Origin of the sequence: Trichlorobacter lovleyi, from assembly GCF_015239775.1 — a bacterium.
Taxonomy (GTDB): domain Bacteria; phylum Desulfobacterota; class Desulfuromonadia; order Geobacterales; family Pseudopelobacteraceae; genus Trichlorobacter; species Trichlorobacter lovleyi_B.
In genome coordinates this window covers 209,873-226,632 of record NZ_CP058409.1, presented here as the reverse complement: position 1 = coordinate 226,632, position 16,760 = coordinate 209,873, and the positions used below count along the sequence as shown (strand labels likewise).

Genomic DNA, 16,760 nt, shown 5'->3' with positions numbered 1-16,760 from the left:
ACTACTTCTTCTCGCAGCTGTCCTCGAAGTTCAGTGCTGCCAGCTTCTGGTAGTAGGCAAAGTGCGCCTTGGACCATTCAGCAGCCTTCTTCATCATGGCGTCTGCCCCTTTGGGGTTGGCCTTCTTGAGCATCCGGTAACGGTTCTCGTTATTGGTGTACTCTTCAAAGCTGATGGTTGCAGCCTTGCTGTCCAGTTGCAGCGGGTTCTTGCACTCGGCAGCCAGGGCCGGGTTGTAGCGGTACAGCGGCCAGTAGCCTGACTGTACTGCCTTGCGCTGGGCATCCACACCGGCGGTCATGTCAATGCCGTGGGCGATGCAGTGCGAGTAGGCGATGATGATGGAAGGACCATCATAGGCCTCGGCCTCAAGCATGGCCTTAACACACTGGGCCGGGTTGGACAGTGCCACGGTGGCCACATAGACCGAACCGTAGGACATGGCGATCATGCCCAGGTCTTTCTTGGAAACCGGCTTGCCGCCTGCGGCAAACTGGGCAACCGCACCCAGCGGGGTGGACTTGGAGGCCTGTCCGCCGGTGTTGGAGTAGACCTCGGTATCCAGTACGAACAGGTTGATGTTCTTGCCGGATGCGATGACATGGTCCAGACCGCCGAAACCGATGTCATAGGCCCAGCCGTCACCACCGATACACCAGACCGACTTCTTGACCAGGTAATCGGCAATCGGGATCAGCAGCTTGGCAGTGGCATCCTTGCTGCCTTTCAGAGCGGCCTTCAGCTTCTCAACCCGGCCACGCTGGGCCTCAATACCGGCCTGGGTGGACTGGTCAGCGGAGAGGATCTCTTTAAACAGCTTGGCATTGGCAGCAAAGGCCTTGTTCTCGGACAGGGTAACCAGATACTCACCGGCAGACTTGGTGAACTGGTCCACGGTCAGACGCATACCGTAACCGAACTCGGCGTTGTCCTCGAACAGGGAGTTGGACCAGGCCGGACCACGCCCGTCAGTACGCTGAGCATAGGGGGTGGTGGGCAGGTTACCGCCGTAGATGGAGGAGCAGCCGGTGGCGTTGGCCACGATCATCCGGTCGCCGAACAGCTGGGTCAGCAGCTTCAGGTACGGGGTCTCGCCGCAGCCGGCGCAGGCACCGGAGAACTCGAACAGCGGACGAACCAGCTGGTTGTTGCTGAGGGTATCCAGCTTGAGCTGGCTGGCATCAACATCAGGCAGCTTCAGGAAGAACTCGAAGTTCTCTGCCTCTGAGGCACGCAGCGGCGGCTGGAAGGTCATGTCCAGCGCCTTGTGGTTGGCATTGGTCTTGTCCTTGGCAGGGCAGTTGTGGGCACAGGCACCGCAACCGGTACAATCTTCCGGTGCCACCTGAACCGTCAGCTTCTTGCCTTCCTGGCCCTTGATCTTGCAATCAGCGGTTTTGAAGGTCTTGGGGGCATCCTTTAGCAGCTTGCCGTCATAGGACTTCATCCGTACGGCTGCGTGGGGGCAGACAAAGGAGCAGATACCGCACTGGATACAGAGCTTCTCATCCCAGACCGGAATCTCGGTGGCGATGTTACGCTTCTCGTACTGGCTGGTTGCGGTCGGGAAGGTACCGTCGGCGGGCATCTTGGAAACCGGCAGCTGGTCGCCCAGACCGGCCACGATCACGCCGGTGACATCCTTGACGAACTTGGGTGCCTTGCTGGACACGGCAGCAGCCATCTTCAGCTTGCTGCTGGCCTTGGTCGGCACCTTCACTTCGTAGAAGTTGTTCAAGCCGGCATCAACCGCCTTGTAGTTCATCTCCAGCACCTTCTCACCTGCCTTGCCATAGGACTTCTTGATGGCGCCCTTGATGGAGGCCACGGCATCCTTGAGCGGGATGATGTTGGAGATCTTGAAGAAGGCGGTCTGCATGATCACGTTGATACGGGGTCCGAGGCCGATTTCATTGCCCAGCTTGACGCCGTCGATCACGTAGAACTTCAGCTTCTTGCTGATAATCTGCTGCTGTACTTCCTTGGGCATGGTGTCCCAGACCTCTTCCGCAGAGAAGGGGGCATTCAGAAGGAAGGTTGCGCCGGTCTTGGCCTTGGACAACATGTCGTACTTCTCCAGGAAGGAGAAGTTATGGCAGGCCACAAAGTCTGCCTCCTGCACCAGGTACGGTGCACGGATCGGCTTTTTACCAAAACGCAGGTGCGAGGTAGTCATGGAACCGGCCTTCTTGGAGTCATACACAAAGTAGGCCTGGGCGTTGTTATTGGTCTCTTCACCAATGATCTTGATGGAGTTCTTGTTGGCACCAACCGTACCGTCGGAACCCAGACCGAAGAACATCGCCTCGTAGGTACCGGGCATCGGGTTGGTAAAGGAGTAATCAACCTTGAGGCTGCTGTTGGTAACATCTTCCTCAATACCGACCACAAACTTGTTCTTGGGCTTGGCAGCCTTGAGGTTGTCCAGAACCGCCTTGGCCATGGCCGGGTTGAACTCTTTGGAGCCCAGACCGTAGCGACCACCAACGATGACCGGATAGCCCTTCATCTTCAGCTTGCCGGAAGCCATTGCCTCGCCGATGGCAGTACGCACATCCAGGTAGATCGGCTCGCCCAGGGAGCCGGGCTCTTTGGTACGATCCAGAACAGCAATCTTCTTGACGGTCTTGGGCAGCGCCTTGATAAAGGCATCCAGCGGGAAGGGGCGATACAGGCGAATTTTAACCACGCCGACCTTCTCACCTTTTTTAGCCAGGTTTTCAACGGTATCCTGTACCACGTCGGCACCTGAGCCCATCACCACAACCACGCGCTCGGCATCCTTGGCACCGACATAATCAACCAGCTTGTACTTACGGCCGGTCAGCTTGCCGAATTTGTCCATCTCCTCCTGCACGATCTTCTCACAGATCGGATAGAACTGGTTCACGGTCTCACGACCCTGGAAGTAGACGTCAGGGTTCTGGGCGGTACCACGCATAACCGGCTTGTCCGGATTCAGACCGCGGGCCTTGTGCTCGGCAACCAGCTTGTCGTCGATCATGGCACGCATTTCGTCAAAGGTCAGCTCAACCACCTTCTGCACCTCATGGGAGGTACGGAAGCCGTCGAAGTAGTGCAGGAACGGCACACGGCTGCGCAGGGTGGAGGACTGGGCGATCAGGGCAAAGTCCATCACCTCCTGCACGTTGTTGGAGCAGAGGAAGGCCCAGCCGGTTGAGCGGCAGGACATCACGTCGGAGTGGTCACCGAAGATCGACAACGCCTGGGCAGCAATGGCGCGGGCCGAGACATGGAAGACCGTGGAGGTCAGCTCACCGGCGATCTTGAACATGTTCGGGATCATCAGCAAGAGGCCCTGGGAGGCGGTGAAGGTGGTGGTCAGCGCACCGGCCTGCAGGGCGCCGTGTACGGCACCGGCAGCGCCGCCTTCGGACTGCATCTCAACCACGGACGGGACGTTGCCCCAGATGTTCTTTTCACCCACGGCGCTCTTGGCGTCGGAGATCTCACCCATGACCGAGGACGGGGTAATCGGATAAATGGCAATAACTTCGTTAGTGGCGTGGGCCACGTGGGCTGCGGCGGTGTTGCCGTCGATGGTGACCATCTTCTTGCTCATACTGCTCCTCCTGTTGATGTGGTACTGGTAATGTCCGATACGCAAAACGGATCTAAAGTTCGCTTCTCCCCTTCATGGCCCATTGCACCGTGGCAGGGTCCACAAATTCGATATCGCTGCCCAGCGGGATACCGTGTGCCAGCCGGGTGACTCTAAGCCCCAGCGGCTTCAGTTGCCGCGCCAGGTAGAGGGCGGTTGTCTCACCTTCCACCGTGAAGTTGGTGGCAATCACCACCTCGTCGACCTGCCCTTGTTCAATCCGCGCCAGAAGTTCCTTGATCCGCAGATCATCCGGATTGACGCCGTGGAGCGGTGAAATAGCCCCCTGCAGGACATGGTACGCACCGTGGTAGGCGTTGCTCCGTTCAAGGGCCAGCATATCCTGCGAGGTCTCAACCACGCAGATCACACTGCTGTCACGTCCGCCGCTGCAGATCGGACAGGGATCCTGCTCGGTCAGGGCAAAACAGACGGAACAGGCGCAAACCCGTTCCTGAACCTGCACAAGCGCCTCTGCCAGGGAGCCGAGATTCTGGGGTGACTTGAGGAGATGGAAGGCCAGACGCAGTGCCGTGCGTTCGCCAATACCGGGAAGTTTCTTCAGTTCTCCCACCAGCCGTGTCAGTGTTGGAGCATGTTGTAGCATAGAATATTAACCAGATAAAACAATTTTTTATAATTATAGTGCGGTTAAAAATATGCAGACGAAGGGAGCCCCGCGTCTGCACGTTTCCATTGAAATCAGCCAGTTCAATTACAGCAGGAGTAAAAGCCGGCCACTAGAACAGACCGGGAATACTCATGCCGCCGGTGATCTTGGACATCTCGCCCGAAAGTTCCTCGTGCACCTTTTTGAGGGCCTCGTTGGTGGCTGCAATAATCAGGTCCTGCAGCATCTCAACATCATTGGGATCAACCGCCTCAGGCTTGATAGTCAGCGACTTGATCTCGTTCTTACCGTTTACCACCACCGTCACGGCACCGCCGCCTGCTGAGGCCTCTGCCTCTTTCAGGGCGGCTTCTTCCTGCAGTTTTGCCATCTTCTGCTGGATCATCTGGGCCTGCTTCATGATTCCTGCCAAACCTTTGGACATTGCGCATCTCCTTCTGTGGTATCATCTGAAACGATGTTCCGCTATGCAGCGTTTACATTTCCTTGATTTCGACAATCTCGCCACCCAGTACCCGTAGCGCCTCCTGCACTACCGGATGCTCGGTCACCTCGCGCCGGATTGACTCCCGTCGCTGTTCCTCATCATGCTTTTTTTTTTCGGCCAGAGAGCAGGGCGAATTCCCGTCTGCAACAGCGGCAATTGACACGATCTTGACCACGGTGGGCTGATGCATGTACTGGGCCGCCAGCGCATCAACCGCCTGTTTGTTATCGGGGTCCTGCAGACTGTTCAGGAAGTAGGAACCCTCGGGGAACCCGATCTCCAGCCGGTCAGGGGCATAGGCCAGGGGCGAACCATGCTCAAGCAGCGCCCCCAGGGCCGGTTTCTGCTCAAGGCAGAAGGCCACAAAACGCTCCCAGCCCCCGCCACCCTGCGGTGTGGATGCCACCGGCTGCTGGACAGACGGTTGCCCATGGCGCACCGGCGGGACCGGTTTGACGGCAGCCTGTTGTTTGGGGGCAGCCCACAGCTCCGGGGTTGTCTGGGCCACCCCGGTCTCGAGGTGCTTGATCCGGTCCAGCAGTTGCTGAATCGGCAGCACCGGTTGCAGGGTTGCCATCTTCAGCAGCACCATCTCCAGCAGCAACCGCGGAAACGAGGCATGGGCCATCTCGGACTCAGCCTTGACCAGCAGGGTCAGGCGGCGCTGGATATCGGCAGCACTCTGTTCACCTGCCTGCTGCCGTAACTCTTCCAGCTCCGCCTCGGCCAGGTCAAGGATCTCGCCCGGTTTGGGGACCGAACGGATAATCAGCAGATTGCGGAAATGACTGATCAGTTCCTGGGTGAACTGGCGCACGTTATAGCCGAAGGCATCTACCCGCCGGACCCCTTCCAGGGCCCCCTGGGTGTCGCCGGCAAAGACGGCGCTGGACAGGTCAGCCAGCAGACGGCGATCCACCACCCCCACCAGGGTAGCCACATCCTCAACGGCCACGGTGTTGCCGCAGAAGGCCAGCACCTGATCAAAACAGGTGATGGAATCCCGCATGCTGCCGTCACCCTTGCGGGCAATCAGGGCCAGGGCGGCATCGCTGATGACAATCCCTTCCTGATCAGCGATCTCGCGCAGGCGGCCCACGATCTTGATCAGCGGTACCCGCTTGAAATCAAAACGCTGGCAGCGGGAAAGGATGGTAATCGGCAGTTTATGCGGTTCAGTGGTGGCAAAGATGAACTTGACATGGGGCGGCGGCTCTTCCAGCGTCTTCAACAGGGCGTTGAAGGCGTTGGTGGAGAGCATGTGCACTTCGTCGATGATGTAGATCTTGTAGCGGCTGTGGGAGGGAAGATAGCGGCTGTTGTCCCGCAGTTCCCGGACATCATCCACACCGGTATTGGAGGCGCCGTCGATCTCAAAGACATCGGTGGAACTGCCGTCGGTAATCTCGCGGCAGTGCGGGCAGACGTTGCATGGTTCCAGCGTGACACCCTGCTCGCAGTTGAGGGCCTTGGCCAGGATACGGGCGGTACTGGTCTTGCCGACCCCCCGCGCCCCGGTAAACAGGAAGGCATGGGCCACCCGGCCGGTATCAATGGCGTTCTGCAGGGTACGGCTGACATGCTCCTGACCGGTCAATCCGGCAAAGGTCTGGGGGCGATATTTGCGGGCAAGGACTTCGTAGGACACGGGTGGCTTCCTGAATCTGGACATGCAGTACAAACGTTGTGGGCGGAGATGACAGCCGGGTTTACCTGCGGCACACAGCGACAGCCGCTGCCGTTGCTTCCTTCCGGACCTGGCGGGGTTCACGGCCTGCCGTTGCGCAGGGCCCGGCTGTCATCTCCGCCCACAAACAGAAAATGCTGAGGATTGAGCAGGTTGTCTGCATAGCACACTGCTGCGGTTTTGTCAAAACCTGTTCAAGGCGCCGGGACGCCCCGCCTGAACGATATGCTGCATCAGTTTGCCTGGTAGTAGTACCGGTTCAGGTCCAACAATCCGCCCCTGACCGGGTTTTCCTGATCAAACCGCTTCTGAAACCAGTCGTAGGATTCCCAGAAGCGGTCATCAGCACGGTTGATGCCATACTTTTTGAGCCGCGCCAGCTCCTCCGGCGTCCCCTTGAAGTTTGACAGCAGCTGAAAGAAATCAGGCAGATCATGCTCTGACACATCAAAAAAGTAGTTGGGATAGGGACCGATCAGGCCGGGAATGAAGTCGGCATCATCCCGGGCCGGATCCAGGCGGCCATCCTCGCCAAACAGGAAGGCCACGTTATCATGCCAACGATTGATCACAACGGAATGAACCAGATCTTTGCCGCTGTTAAGACGAATCCGCAGATAGGCCAGATTGGCGTTGTAATCGTTGACCACGGTGATAAACGGCATGCCGGGCCGGGCAAGGGAGCGGAAGGCCAACAGGTAGTCATCCATACTGCGCAGCTTTTCCGGCAGCCGCGGGTAGCTGGCACCGGCCCGCAGGTAGTTGATCGGATCAAAAGTGATGCCGGTTGCCGGTAACAGGTGCTTGTCCACCAGGTGCTCGACAAACTCCCGCTTGGGATCGTTGGTGGCAAAGGCGATCCTGGCCGGCCTCGGCGAGGGATAGTACCCCACCTTTTTCAGGTCAAGCCCCAGGTACCAGGACTGCATCAGCTCCTGGCGTTTATCGGCAGGCAGAAAATCAAGAAAGTAGCTCTCACCCTCCATCCGCAGGGTATCCATGTAGAGCCGTAATGAGAGCTGGTGGGCAACGTTGCCGTAGACATCAAAGCCAGCCACCAGCGCATAGTAGATCCGCTCCAGCAGAGGGTAGTCAATCACCCAGAGCGTCTTGGGGAGATTACCCAGCGCCCCTTTGTGCACAGAGGCATTATCAAAATGACGGTAGACCGTCAGGAGCGGTGCGTCGACCGGCCGGTTTCCCTTCCAGATCGCCTCATACCCCAGCCCGGCATAGTGGTGGGCCGCATAAAAATTCTGGCGGGCCTGGTAGTAGGTAAGGGCTCCTTTACTGTAGCGGTCACTCACCGCCGAGAAGAGCCCCATGTCGCTGCCCTGCTCAATCGGCATCCGCAGGGTATCGCTGTAGAGCCTGATAAAACCGGGATAGGCAACCATCAGGTCATGGGCCGGGTCCATGAACATCACCCAGAAGTGGTCATCAATCACATTCAGGGCGATCTGTCCCTTGCAGACCGGGCCATGGATAAAGGTCATGATGATGTATCTGGCATTATCCAGCAGAAACTGATAACGGCTGCGGGGCGGCATCTGTTCATAGACCAGAAAGGGATTGGCACTCAACTGCGGTTCATACCCCATCAGGTGCGGTGTCTGCAGCCACTCAGGCTGGATGAACAGTTCCTGAATCCTTTTCAGATAGGCATCATCCAGCTCAACAACCATGTGGGTCTTGTGGACAATGGTTGAGTGAATTTTCCTGAAACGGTAATAGAACCGCGCCACGCCGGGGTCATCGTAGGGCCGCACACTCGGGATCAGCTCCAGCGCCGTGCCGGGTGCTGTACGGGAACGGACCAGCTCATAGAATTCATTGGTGCCGGTAGCAAATTTCAGGTGAGCCAGAAAGAGATGTTCGTACAGATAACGGGCGGTCATGCCATGCTTGGGATCATCCTGATTCAGAAACGTCTCCCACTGCGCCATGGCGCGGGCATCTGCCGCCTTGGGCAGCGTCAGTTCCTGCTGTTGGGCAGTGTCCGGCCCTTTGGCCCCCTGCACCAGCCAGCCGGCGATCAGATTGAACTCATCCTGCTTGAGCGGCGGGAAACCGAAGGGCATGCCGCGATTGGGATGCTTGGCAAGATAGCTGCCCAGTTCATCCTGGTCCTTTGCACAGGTCAGGTCATCGGCCTCAGGCCGGTAGTCGCCACTGCTCTTGGGATTTTTGATCTTATGGGCCAGCATCTGGATCATCAGCGAGTCGTTCAGATTGCCTGACACGGTACTGTCGGTGACACTGGAAAAGCCTTTCGCACGCCACTGCCCGGTTGTCTGGGCATCAACAAACAGACGGGTCGGCTCCATGGTATGCAGGCGGGTGCCGTTGTAGATCGCCTGCTTGGAGCTGCCGCGGTCAAGCCCCTCAAAGGAGTCGAGCTTGAGTTGGCAGGGGGAGTTGTAACAGGAGTGACAGACCGTGCAGCGCTTGTCCAGCAGCGGCTTGACCTCTTTCTGATAGTTGATCTGGCGGGTGGGCAGCGGTACCACCACCGGCGGCAGCGGTTTGGCAAAGCAGCCCGCCAGGACCAGAGCCAGCAGCAGGACGGCACAACAGGAAAGGATACGGGCAGGGCGCATGCGGCTGTCCTCCTTGCTAGGACGGGGGATGGCAAAGAAAAAGGGCTACGACAATCAAGTACGTAGCCCTTTATAGGTATGGCGGAGAGGCAGGGATTTGAACCCTGGGTACGGGATTAGCGTACACACACTTTCCAGGCGTGCTCCTTCAGCCACTCGGACACCTCTCCAGGAAGAACTTTTTTAATTACATGAATATGACCTGTTTGTCCAGAATTTTGATCAGGGGCTTTTCAGGGGCAACAAATGGGGGTACAGTACGCAGCATGGATACAGTCAAGCATATCGGCATTATTGTGGCAATGCCCGAGGAGCGGGTCGCGCTGGTCAAGCGCCTGCAGCAGGTCAAGCGGCGTCTGGTGGGTGGCATCCCCTGCTACCGGGGCATGCTGGCGGACCGGCTGGTCACGGTGGTTGAAGGCGGTATGGGAACGGCAGCTGCAGCCCTCGCAGCCCGCCAGTTGATCAACGCGGACCGGCCAAACCTGCTGTTGTCGGCCGGATTCTGCGGTGCCGTACGCCCGGGGGCGCAGGTGGCCGACCTGGTACTCTGCAAACGTCTCTTCACTGACAACGAGAACGGCCTGAACGAAGTGACCCTGCCGGGAAGTGAACTGATCACTGCACGGTTGTCTGCCGAACTGCAGCATAGAGGGCTGCGGACCTGGCAGGGCAGCTTCATTACCACCGGCAGGATCGCCACCAAAAGCGCCTGCGCCGAAACACTGCCCGACAACCTCCCGACCCCGGTACTGGAGATGGAGAGTGCTGCAGTAGCCCAGGCAGCCACTGCAGCAGGGATTCCTTTTCTGGGCCTGCGCGCCATCAGCGATGATGCTGCCGAAGAACTGGGTTTTTCACTGGATGAGCTTACCGATGAACAGTTAAGGATCAGCATTCCCCGCGTACTCTTCACCTGCCTGAAAAAGCCGCGCATCATTCCCCAACTGGCCCGCCTGGCGGCCAACAGCGGCAGGGCCGGTAAAAATCTCGGCCTGGCCCTGCAGCAGATCCTGCCGATGCTGTAGATAAAAACCGGGGGCGGCTGTCTTCAGATTGCCGATGAAAGCAAGATAGCTACCACCTGCCCAGCGGCGACCAGGGATAATCCTTGAGATGTTCCCGCAGCTCCTCTTCACGGTAGCGGTTGACCCGCTGCAGGGCCAGCACCACCACCAGCACAATCGGCAGGGTAAAGATGAAGATGCCGGTCATGGCCAGCAGTTTCTCACCGATCCAGAGCGTCACCCCCCAGTTGAACAGCAGCACCGAAAGATACAAAAGCGGCCCCAGCAGCGACCTGAACGGCATCGGAAAGATCCCCCGCGGGGTCTCTGTCTCCTGCCGCTGGTCAACCCACTGAAAGGCCGCCACCAGCACAAAGCTGGTCAACAGCCAGCCGACATAGTTGGACAGCGGCACCCCGAAATGCACCCCCACCTCTTTGTAGCCGTAGATCTGCCCCAGAAACCAGCGCTTGCCCTGCAGCGCCACCGGGTCAATGATAATATCCAGAAAGGTCTGCAGGAATGAACCCAACACCAGCGCCGCCCATGAACGCCGGATGGCACGGGTCTCCAGGGTGATCAGGTCTGCGCCGCGGGTTGCCAGCGGTGACAGGATCAGCAGGGCGGTGGTGTAGCTGCAGTAGGTCAGAAAGACATAGGAGAGCGAGTCAAAGAACGGCACCCCCCAGATCCAGAGCTCTTTGGTCTTGGTGCTGTCAATGTAGTAGTACCAGCCATAGGGGATGCCGGTGGTAATGGACAGCTTCTCGGAGATAAAGGCGATCAGGTAGCCCACTCCGGTAAAGCTCAGGGTCTTTTTCCAGCCCACATGGGGGACGCAGGCCAGCAGAAACGCGGCAAAAAAGGCGAACACATAGGGACGCATGGTAAAGGTGCCAATGGCGATATCAAGCATTATTTCTGACTTGCCTCCAAGGCCTGATTCACGTCGGCGATCAGGTCATCAATATGCTCAATCCCCACCGACAGACGGATCAGGTCCGGGCTGACCCCGGAGGAAAGCTGCTGTTCTTCGGTCAGCTGACGGTGGGTGGTGCTGGCCGGGTGCAGCACACAGGAACGGGCATCACCCACATGCACCACCAGTGCGATCAACTTGCAGGCCTCCATGAACTTCTTGCCGGCTGCGGCCCCCCCTTTGATACCGAAGGTCAGCACACCGCTGCAGCCCTTGGGCAGGTATTTCTGTGCCCGTCCATGACTGGAGTGGCTGGCCAGACCGGGGTAACAGGCCCAGGAAACTGCCGGATGTGCCTCAAGGTGTTTGGCCAGGGCCAGGGCATTCTCGCTGTGCCGCTGCATCCGCAACGGCAGGGTATGCAGCCCCAGGTTAAACAGGAAGGCGTTCATCGGTGCCACGGTGGCACCCAGATCCCGCATCAGCTGCACCCGCGCCTTGATGATGTAGGCAGCCGGGCCGAAGGTCTTGACGTACTGCATGCCGTGGTAGCTGGCGTCCGGCTCCACCAGTTCAGGAAATTTGCCGTTATCCCAGTTGAAACTGCCGCCATCCACAATTACACCGCCGACGCTGGTGGCATGACCGTCGATGTACTTGGTGGCTGAATGGACCACAATGCTGGCCCCCAGCTCCAAGGGGCGGCAGAGGTAGGGCGTGGCCATGGTGTTGTCGATCACCAGCGGCACCTTGTGGGTGTCGGCAACACCAGCAAACTTTTCAAAATCAAGCACATTCATGCCGGGGTTGCCGATAGTCTCGGCATACAGGGCCCGGGTGGTGGGCCGGAAGGCAGCGGCAATCACCTCTGCCGAGGCATCGGGATCGACAAAGGTGACCTCGATTCCCAGCTTGGGCAGGGTTGAGGAAAACAGATTGTAGGTGCCGCCGTAGAGCGTGCTGGCGGAGACAATATGCTGGCCGGCCTGGCAGATGTTCAACATGGCCAGGGTAATGGCCGCCTGGCCGGATGAGGTGGCCAGGGCAGCCACACCACCCTCCATCTGGGCGATCTTCTTTTCAAAGGCATCGGCCGTGGGGTTACCCAGGCGGGTATAAAAGAAGCCGGGCACTTCAAGATCAAACAGCTTGGCCACGTAGTCGGCATCATCATACTTGAAGGTGGTGCTCTGGACGATCGGCACGATGCGGGCCTCACCGGCCTTGGGTTCGTAACCGCCCTGAATGGCGAGGGTTTCAAGTTTCCAGTCTTTATTCATGCTAGCTGCCTCCCTTACAATAAAGGTTTAGGTTTGCCATTATGAAGTGTCCGACCGCTGCGGTCAAGAACAACGCTTTTACATAACTATTACACCCCTTGCCGCGCTGCTGTTGTATATGGATAGGGCTATCAGCACTGCACTGGAGGGTTGAGCATGGCCAAAGAATTGAAGATCGGCAAACACACCGCACGGTTTCCGGTTATTCAGGGTGGTATGGGAGTCAGGATATCAGGCGGCAATCTGGCCGGACATGTTGCCAAATGCGGCGGCATCGGCCTGGTGGCGGCAGCCGGTATCGCCCTCAACAGCGACCACTACACCGGCACCAACTATTTTCAGGCCGAGACCCAGGCCTTTCAGACCGAGATCCGCAAGGCCCGCGCCATCGCACCGGACGGCATCATCGGCGTTAACGTGATGGTGGCGTTGTCGGATTTCGAACCGCTGGTCAAGTCCGCGATTGAGGCAGGTGCCCAGGTGATTGTCTGCGGCGCCGGTCTGCCGCTTTCCCTGCCAGAGCTGACCGCCCATGCCCCTGACGTGGCGCTGGTACCGATCGCCTCGTCCGTGCGGGCGGCCCAGCTGATCGCCCGTACCTGGGAAAAGCGTTACCACCGCCTGCCCGATGCGGTGGTGGTGGAGGACCCGGACACTGCCGGCGGCCACCTGGGCGAGAAGATGGAGAACATCGGTACCGGCGAGTACGACCAGTATGCCACCGTGCGGGGCGTCAAACAGTTCTTCCGCGATGAATACCATGTTGAGATACCGGTCATCGCTGCCGGCGGCATCTGGGACCGGGCCGATCTGGAACATGCCCTGGCAGAAGGGGCCGACGGTGTACAGATGGCCTCACGCTTTGTCTGTACCGAAGAGTGCGATGCCGATATGGCCTTCAAACAGGCCTATCTGGACTGCAAGCAGGGCGACATCGGCCTGCTGATGTCACCGGCCGGTCTGCCGGGCCGGGCGATCCTGACCAACACCCCCAACATCCGCCAGTACGATCTTGATCACCACACCCCCTGCCGGATGGGCTGCCTGAAAAAATGTTCCTACAAGGAGTCCGGGGAGCGGTTCTGCATCGTCACCGCCCTGGACCGCGCCCAGAAAGGTGATGTGGAAACCGGTCTGGTCTTCTGCGGCAGCAATGCCTGGAAGGCAGACAAGATTACCACCGTGCAGGCGATCTTTGACGAGCTGTTCGGGGAGTAATGGCCGTTTTTACCCCTAAATCCTCAAAAACCCGTCTGGTTCCAGGCGGGTTTTTTTGTTGACCGGATCCAGCCCAACTGCTATATCAAGAAAAGTTGATATAGTTGTTTCAGGAAAGCGGATCTATGCTTCTTGATGTTCTCAAAGCCTTAGGCGACGCCAGCCGCCTGCGCCTGGTGGCAATCCTGCTGCGCGGTGAATTTACCGTACAGGAGCTGACCACTATCCTTGAGATGGGACAGTCCCGCATCTCACGGCACCTCAAGATCCTGAGCGAGGTCGGGGTGTTGTCGGTCAAGCGCCAGGGGACCTGGAGCTACTACCGCGCCAGCAACGACTCCCCCTTTTTCCATGCCATCAGACCGGCATTGGAACAGGAGCTGGAGAACCTGCCGGAGCGGGAGCGGGATCTTGCAGCCATAGCCGGCGTACTTGAGGCCCGCCGCCAGCGCAGCCGACAGTTTTTTGACCAGCATGCCCGCCAATGGGACGATCTGGCCCGCACCCTGCTGCCGGTGCCGGACTACCGGGAGCAGCTGCTGGCGTTGATACCGCAGGGTAGCCAGGTGGTGGAGATCGGACTTGGTACCGGTGGCCTGTTGCCTGCCCTGACTGAAAAGGCCTGTTCAGTGATCGGGGTTGACCACTCACCGGCCATGCTGGATGAGGCCCGCCGCAGGCTGACGGCATCAGGCATTGGGGGGGTTGATCTGCGCCTGGGTGAGATGAACCACCTGCCGTTGCCGGACCGTTCCGTGGATTGCGCCATCCTGAACATGGTGCTGCACCACGCCGCCGATCCCCCTTCGGTACTGGCCGAGATCAGACGGGTACTGACCAGCGGCGGTGCACTGTTACTGGCAGATCTGGCGCGCCATGAACGGGAACTGGCCCGCGAGCAGCTGGCGGATCAATGGCTGGGTTTTGAAGAAGAAGAGTTGCAGCACTGGCTGAAAGAGGCGGACTTCGGCACGGTTGCCATTGCACAGGTCCCGCCGCTGCAGGGCCAGGAAGCAGTGCTGCTGATACAGGCGTACACAACAACCAAAGGAGAATGAGCATGGGAACTGATTACATCGTGGCTGACCTTGGCCTGGCAGACTGGGGCCGTAAAGAGATTAAAATAGCCGAGACCGAGATGCCTGGCCTGATGGCGATCCGCGAGGAGTATGCCGCCTCACAGCCGCTGAAAGGGGCACGCATTACCGGTTCGCTGCATATGACCATCCAGACCGCGGTGCTGATTGAGACCCTGACCGCCCTGGGTGCCCAGGTCCGTTGGGCCTCCTGCAACATCTTTTCCACCCAGGACCATGCGGCCGCTGCCATTGCGGCATCCGGCGTGCCGGTCTTTGCCGTCAAGGGCGAATCCCTGACCGATTACTGGGACTACACCCACAAGATCTTTGAATGGGCTGACGGCGGTTTTTCCAACATGATCCTGGATGACGGCGGCGATGCCACCCTGCTGCTGCACCTGGGCAGCAAGGCTGAAAAGGATGCCAGCGTCCTGAACAACCCCGGCTCCGAGGAGGAAACGATCCTGTTTGCCGCCATCAAGGCCAAACTGGCTGTTGATCCGACCTGGTACTCGGTTCGCCTGGCCCAGATCAAGGGGGTCACCGAAGAGACCACCACCGGCGTGCACCGTCTGTATCAGATGCATGAACGTGGCGAGCTGGCCTTCCCGGCCATCAACGTCAATGACTCGGTCACCAAATCCAAGTTCGACAACCTCTACGGCTGCCGCGAATCGCTGGTGGACGGCATCAAGCGGGCCACCGACGTGATGGTGGCCGGCAAGGTCGCTCTGGTCTGCGGCTACGGCGATGTGGGCAAGGGCTCGGCCCAGGCCCTGCGCGCCCTGTCTGCCCAGGTCTGGGTGACCGAGGTTGACCCGATCTGCGCCCTGCAGGCCGCCATGGAAGGCTACCGCGTGGTGACCATGGAGTATGCTGCCGACAAGGCCGACATCTTCGTGACCTGCACCGGCAACTACCATGTCATTACCCATGAGCACCTGCTGAAGATGAAGGATCAGGCCATTGTCTGCAACATCGGTCACTTTGACAACGAGATCGAGGTTGCTGCCCTGGAACAGTACCAGTGGGAAGAGATCAAGCCCCAGGTGGATCATATCATCCTCCCCTCCGGCAACCGGATCATCCTGCTGGCCAAGGGGCGCCTGGTGAACCTGGGCTGCGCCACCGGCCACCCCAGCTACGTCATGTCATCATCCTTTGCCAACCAGACCATCGCCCAGATTGAGATCTTCTGCAACCCGGGCAAATACCCCACCGGCGTCTATGTGCTGCCCAAGCATCTGGATGAGAAGGTGGCCCGGCTGCAGCTGAAAAAACTGAACGCCCAGCTGTCCGTGTTGACCAAGGAGCAGGCTGACTACATCGGCGTGCCGGTGGAAGGTCCCTACAAGGCCGAGCATTACCGTTACTAAAACATGATCCGGCGGGTAGCCCGGCAACAGCTGCCCGCCTTTCTCAAACGTGGAAGATGCTTCTCTAGGTACAAGCCCATGACCATCGCATCCAACCTGAAGATTGAGGAAAACCCCTTTGCTGTAAAACTGGGGATCAAGGCATGGCAGGAACGTGAGTTTGTCAAGCCGAAGCCGGAAGAGTACCTGGTTGAGGATGTTATCCCGGCCAATGCCCTGGTCTCCTTGCAGACCAACAATGTCTATGGCAAAACCACCCTGGCAATGCAACTTGCCATGTCGGTTGCCTTTGACCTGCCGTTTCTGGAGCAGTTTCGCTGCCTGCAGTCCGGCAGGGTGTTGTATATCAATGCCCGTGACACGGACGAAGACTGTCATCGCAGGTTCAAGCGATTGACCCGGGAGTGGTCAAAATCGGTGCCGGAACTGGGAGGGCGGATTGACCAGAACCTGGATAACTTCAGTCATATCTCGCTCTTTGATGAGTGCTACGGCGTATCGCCGCACCTGATCGACATCTCCGGCAGCATGACCAAGACCTACGCCTACCTGCACCAGTTCTGCTCGTACTTCAAGTGCAAGCTGATCGTGCTGGACCCAGTGGAGGACTTCTTTCCGGACAACCTGAGAAACATTTCAGAGCTGTACCTGAAGCTGCGCCAGCTACCTGCCGCCGTATTGCTGGTGGTGGGGGACCGTAACCGCTATGATGCCTTTAACAAGGTTGAGGTCAGCATGTCGCTGCTTGAAAACGGGTTGCGGGTACAGAGTGATTATCTGGGCCACCGTGATATCGGATTGAGCATGGGGGCCGGCATCTGGTTTGCCACCACCGGCCGGCCTAACGTGTAATG

At 58.7% G+C, this 16,760-nt stretch carries 12 protein-coding genes, 1 tRNA gene and 1 other RNA gene; 5 read left to right on the top strand and 9 right to left on the bottom strand.

From position 1 onward, the window contains the following. Position 1: 1 nt before the first annotated feature. The 7 genes from nifJ to FY034_RS01085 form a co-directional block, all read right to left on the bottom strand. Positions 2-3,583 carry a pyruvate:ferredoxin (flavodoxin) oxidoreductase gene (nifJ, locus tag FY034_RS01115; RefSeq protein ID WP_265553136.1) on the bottom strand — a complete coding sequence of 1,194 codons (3,582 nt, stop codon included), beginning with the start codon at positions 3,581-3,583 and terminating at the stop codon, positions 2-4. A gap of 52 nt (positions 3,584-3,635) precedes the next feature. After that, a complete protein-coding gene (recR, locus tag FY034_RS01110) occupies positions 3,636-4,229 on the bottom strand; it encodes a recombination mediator RecR (RefSeq protein WP_265553135.1) in 594 nt (197 codons plus the stop codon). 133 nt (positions 4,230-4,362) lie between these two features. Continuing rightward, entirely contained in the window at positions 4,363-4,677 is a 315-nt protein-coding gene (locus FY034_RS01105; protein WP_265553134.1) for a YbaB/EbfC family nucleoid-associated protein, read from the bottom strand. 52 nt (positions 4,678-4,729) lie between these two features. Next, positions 4,730-6,388: a DNA polymerase III subunit gamma/tau gene (dnaX, locus tag FY034_RS01100; RefSeq protein WP_265553133.1), complete on the bottom strand. Its 1,659-nt coding sequence runs from the start codon at positions 6,386-6,388 to the stop codon at positions 4,730-4,732. A gap of 50 nt (positions 6,389-6,438) precedes the next feature. Beyond that, positions 6,439-6,537: signal recognition particle sRNA small type (gene ffs / locus FY034_RS01095), an RNA gene on the bottom strand. 123 nt (positions 6,538-6,660) lie between these two features. Continuing rightward, the gene (locus FY034_RS01090; RefSeq protein WP_265553132.1) at positions 6,661-9,027 is read right to left on the bottom strand and encodes a fatty acid cis/trans isomerase; all 2,367 of its coding nucleotides are present in this window, start codon (positions 9,025-9,027) and stop codon (positions 6,661-6,663) included. Positions 9,028-9,106: 79 nt separating this feature from the next. Then, positions 9,107-9,197, bottom strand: a tRNA-Ser gene (locus tag FY034_RS01085). A 96-nt stretch (positions 9,198-9,293) separates the two neighbouring features. On the opposite strand from FY034_RS01085, the gene FY034_RS01080 reads away from it, so the two are divergent. After that, positions 9,294-10,055 (top strand): nucleoside phosphorylase, encoded by a 762-nt coding sequence (locus FY034_RS01080; protein ID WP_265553131.1) that lies wholly within the window; start codon positions 9,294-9,296, stop codon positions 10,053-10,055. A 49-nt stretch (positions 10,056-10,104) separates the two neighbouring features. On the opposite strand, the gene FY034_RS01075 is transcribed toward FY034_RS01080, so the two are convergent. Then, positions 10,105-10,950, bottom strand: coding sequence for a carotenoid biosynthesis protein (locus FY034_RS01075; protein WP_265553130.1), 846 nt, complete (start codon positions 10,948-10,950; stop codon positions 10,105-10,107). After that, positions 10,950-12,233: an O-acetylhomoserine aminocarboxypropyltransferase/cysteine synthase family protein gene (locus FY034_RS01070; RefSeq protein WP_265553129.1), complete on the bottom strand. Its 1,284-nt coding sequence runs from the start codon at positions 12,231-12,233 to the stop codon at positions 10,950-10,952. Before FY034_RS01070 ends, FY034_RS01075 begins: the two co-directional genes overlap by 1 nt. A gap of 156 nt (positions 12,234-12,389) precedes the next feature. On the opposite strand from FY034_RS01070, the gene FY034_RS01065 reads away from it, so the two are divergent. From FY034_RS01065 to FY034_RS01050, 4 genes are all read left to right on the top strand, one after another. Continuing rightward, complete coding sequence (locus FY034_RS01065) at positions 12,390-13,451, top strand: NAD(P)H-dependent flavin oxidoreductase (RefSeq protein WP_265553128.1); 1,062 nt, start codon at positions 12,390-12,392, stop codon at positions 13,449-13,451. Positions 13,452-13,576: 125 nt separating this feature from the next. After that, a complete protein-coding gene (locus tag FY034_RS01060) occupies positions 13,577-14,509 on the top strand; it encodes an ArsR/SmtB family transcription factor (protein ID WP_265553127.1) in 933 nt (310 codons plus the stop codon). A gap of 2 nt (positions 14,510-14,511) precedes the next feature. Further along, positions 14,512-15,906 carry an adenosylhomocysteinase gene (gene ahcY, locus FY034_RS01055; protein WP_265553126.1) on the top strand — a complete coding sequence of 465 codons (1,395 nt, stop codon included), beginning with the start codon at positions 14,512-14,514 and terminating at the stop codon, positions 15,904-15,906. Positions 15,907-15,984: 78 nt separating this feature from the next. Next, a complete protein-coding gene (locus FY034_RS01050) occupies positions 15,985-16,758 on the top strand; it encodes an AAA family ATPase (protein WP_265553125.1) in 774 nt (257 codons plus the stop codon). Positions 16,759-16,760: the final 2 nt, after the last annotated feature.

What these genes read in the sequence shown, in the direction of transcription:
- nifJ (WP_265553136.1), bottom strand. Translation starts at nt 3,583, where the DNA reads ATGAGCAAGAAGATGGTCACCATCGACGGCAACACCGCCGCAGCCCAC.
- recR (WP_265553135.1), bottom strand. Translation starts at nt 4,229, where the DNA reads ATGCTACAACATGCTCCAACACTGACACGGCTGGTGGGAGAACTGAAG.
- FY034_RS01105 (WP_265553134.1), bottom strand. Translation starts at nt 4,677, where the DNA reads ATGTCCAAAGGTTTGGCAGGAATCATGAAGCAGGCCCAGATGATCCAG.
- FY034_RS01090 (WP_265553132.1), bottom strand. Translation starts at nt 9,027, where the DNA reads ATGCGCCCTGCCCGTATCCTTTCCTGTTGTGCCGTCCTGCTGCTGGCT.
- FY034_RS01080 (WP_265553131.1), top strand. Translation starts at nt 9,294, where the DNA reads ATGGATACAGTCAAGCATATCGGCATTATTGTGGCAATGCCCGAGGAG.
- FY034_RS01075 (WP_265553130.1), bottom strand. Translation starts at nt 10,950, where the DNA reads ATGCTTGATATCGCCATTGGCACCTTTACCATGCGTCCCTATGTGTTC.
- FY034_RS01070 (WP_265553129.1), bottom strand. Translation starts at nt 12,233, where the DNA reads ATGAATAAAGACTGGAAACTTGAAACCCTCGCCATTCAGGGCGGTTAC.
- FY034_RS01065 (WP_265553128.1), top strand. Translation starts at nt 12,390, where the DNA reads ATGGCCAAAGAATTGAAGATCGGCAAACACACCGCACGGTTTCCGGTT.
- FY034_RS01060 (WP_265553127.1), top strand. Translation starts at nt 13,577, where the DNA reads ATGCTTCTTGATGTTCTCAAAGCCTTAGGCGACGCCAGCCGCCTGCGC.
- ahcY (WP_265553126.1), top strand. Translation starts at nt 14,512, where the DNA reads ATGGGAACTGATTACATCGTGGCTGACCTTGGCCTGGCAGACTGGGGC.
- FY034_RS01050 (WP_265553125.1), top strand. Translation starts at nt 15,985, where the DNA reads ATGACCATCGCATCCAACCTGAAGATTGAGGAAAACCCCTTTGCTGTA.